The sequence below is a fragment of the Serratia nevei genome, assembly GCF_024160145.1.
GTDB classification, from domain to species: Bacteria; Pseudomonadota; Gammaproteobacteria; order Enterobacterales; family Enterobacteriaceae; genus Serratia; species Serratia nevei_A.
In genome coordinates this window covers 1-834 of the sequence record NZ_JAMYWQ010000102.1, presented here as the reverse complement: position 1 = coordinate 834, position 834 = coordinate 1, and the positions used below count along the sequence as shown (strand labels likewise).

Annotated in this window: 2 protein-coding genes; one reads left to right on the top strand and one right to left on the bottom strand. The window is 55.6% G+C overall.

Annotation, left to right across the window (positions count from 1 at the left end; all coding sequences use genetic code 11):
• A partial coding sequence (locus M6G53_RS24925) for a hypothetical protein (protein WP_253335231.1) occupies nt 1-255 on the bottom strand: 255 nt, incomplete at its 3' end.
• Here M6G53_RS24925 and M6G53_RS24920 point away from each other — a divergent pair.
• The coding region (locus M6G53_RS24920; RefSeq protein WP_253335229.1) for a transposase at nt 250-834 on the top strand (585 nt) is incomplete at its 3' end. The two genes, M6G53_RS24925 and M6G53_RS24920, sit on opposite strands and share 6 nt — an antisense overlap.

The following is an 834-nucleotide window of genomic DNA, read 5'->3' as shown; positions in this document are numbered from 1 at the left end:
AGGTTCATCGCGTCTTAGCGTGAACCAATAGAAAACGGCAGTCAGAACGTTTAGGTTTGTATTCGCCAAAACACACCCTAAACCTTCAAAACTGCCGTCACTATGAATGCTAACCTTTGCTCCCTGTTCTGGGAAGGCTTTGTCGTTAATTCCTTCTCGCATCCCTCTGCCAACACCCTGCTTATCCAGCTCCAGCCTGACTCTGCCATCCCTCCCTGTTGTCGTCGCTGTGAACGACAGGTTTTTGTTGTGCATGATGTCTCCTTTCGTCGAGTGCGTGAGCGCCAGTTGCTCGGCTGGAGCGTCTGTCTCAACGTCCCCGTCCGTCGTTTGTGCTGCCCCCGCTGCGGTATCACCACCGAAAAAATCAGCTGGTTGCCTGAACGCCAGAGATATACCACGACGCTATCCGTATGGGTTGAGTCACTGGCCCGTTTACTGCCGATTAAGCACGTTGCACAACTCACCGGCCTGCACTGGCATACGGTCAAGAATATCGACTACCGGCGTCTGCTGCGGGAACAAACAGAGCCGCAGCGCCATACCCTTCGCCGCCTGGTGATGGATGAGTTCGCTCTGTTCAAAGGACATCGTTACGCCACCGTGGTGATGGATGCGGATACGCAACAGGTGTTGTGGGTGGGAGAGGGTCGTAGCAGAGCGGCCCTGCGCCCCTTCTTCGCGTGGCTGGGGCCTGAAGGCTGTGCCGCTATCCAGTCTGTCGCCATGGATATGAATACGGCGTTAGACCTGGAAGTCAGGCATCACTGCCCGCAGGCGGAAGTGGTGTATGACTTGTTCCACGTGGTGGCAAAGTATGGCCGGGAGGTTATC